The following is a 1507-nucleotide window of genomic DNA, read 5'->3' on the forward strand; positions in this document are numbered from 1 at the left end:
AACATCGGCCCGAACCGGTGCCACCAGAACCGGACCGCTTCGTGGCTCACGTCGATCCCACGTTCGTGCAGCAGGTCTTCGACATTCCGCAGCGACAGCGGGAACCGGACATACATCATCACCGCGAGCCGGATGATCTCGCGCGACGTCTTGAAGTACTTGAATGGGCAGGGTCGGGTCATGGCCGCACGCTACCCGACGCCCCTGCCCCGCCTCAAGCCGAGTTCCTTTGACACCACCCGTTAACGCCCTCCGCGGGCTGCTCTACGAGTTCGGGCACACCGTCCCTCAGGGCATCCGCCATCTCAAGGCCATCGAGGCCATAGTCAGGGACTCCGCCACGTCCTTGCCGGAACTCGTCCGCGACGAATGCAAGGATCTGCTGCTTCAGATCTTCGAGAAGACCACCCGCATCGAGGCGCGCACGAAGACCGCCAGGAAGCTCGCAGAGACCACGGACACCGCGCGCCGCCTCCAGACGATGCCCGGCGTCGGCCCGATGACCGCACTTGCCGTCGAAGCTTTTGCGCCGAACATGGGAGGCTTCCGGCGCGGCCGCGATTTCGCTGCCTGGCTGGGTCTCGTTCCGCGGCAGCATTCCTCGGGCGGCAGGGAACGTCTCGGTCGGGTTTCCAAGGCGGGCCAGGCCGACATACGAAAATTGCTGATCATCGGCGCGATGGCAAGGCTAACGGTCCGGGGTCGCAAGTCAGTGCGCGAAGGCAGTTGGCTGGCCCGGATGCTGGCACGCAAGCCGAAGATGCTGGTGGCGATCGCTTTGGCCAATCGGATGGCGCGGCAGCTTTGGGCAATGATGACGAAAGGCGAGGACTTCAGGGATCCGGTGTCGGCAAGCGCGGCGTGACCAAACGCGAAGCGATCGGTTGATATCGGAGCGAGGGGTGTAGGAAGGAGACGACCCAAATGGGCAGAACGATCGGTCAGATCGGGACGAGGGAAACTAGCGTAAGCGCCAGAGCTGCCAAGCTCGCAATCGGGATTGGAGCCTTGTCCGCAGATCACCATATCGGCCAGCGGCTTCAGGACATGCCGCACAGAAAGGCCTGACAGAGGACCGCGCTCGATCACTCGCCAAAGGGGGTCAGAAACTTCTTGCAAAACGGACGGCAACCACAGAGGCGCTTACGGTCTTGGCAGAGGAAATCATGGAGAACCTTCGGTCTGCACTGGCGAGCTTTGAAGCAGTTTCTGCTGAGTGAGAGCCCCGTCCTGTGCGACATGGCGTGGAGAGCTTTGGGCTTCGGTTCCATCTCGGGCGCGAGCGACTGGAATCGAAGTGTTCAGCTGCAGCCCCGGAAATTTATAGCAATTTCATATTGTTGCAAGCTGTTTACCAAACCCGCGCAGTCATGAGGTCCAGAGAATATCGGCCCTAAGAGACCGCTTCCGGGCCACCTGGCAGCAGGGGCAGTGCTGAGCCCCTCCCGCATAACCCTCTAAAATAACGAAAAAATCCGGCCGCAGCCGGATCGGGAGAATGATTTCG

General features: G+C 61.3%; 1 protein-coding gene and 1 pseudogene. One reads left to right on the forward strand and one right to left on the reverse strand.

Going from position 1 to position 1507, the window contains the following annotated elements:
- Window positions 1-182, reverse strand: a pseudogene (locus P1J78_RS24860) (IS6 family transposase); the annotation flags it as partial.
- 47 nt (window positions 183-229) lie between these two features.
- Between P1J78_RS24860 and P1J78_RS24865 the strand changes: the two are divergent.
- Window positions 230-865, forward strand: coding sequence for an IS110 family RNA-guided transposase (locus tag P1J78_RS24865; protein WP_275570056.1), 636 nt, complete (start codon window positions 230-232; stop codon window positions 863-865).
- The last annotated feature ends 642 nt before the right edge of the window (window positions 866-1507 follow it).

Source organism: Psychromarinibacter sediminicola (assembly GCF_029168335.1).
In the GTDB taxonomy this organism is placed as follows: domain Bacteria; phylum Pseudomonadota; class Alphaproteobacteria; order Rhodobacterales; family Rhodobacteraceae; genus Psychromarinibacter; species Psychromarinibacter sediminicola.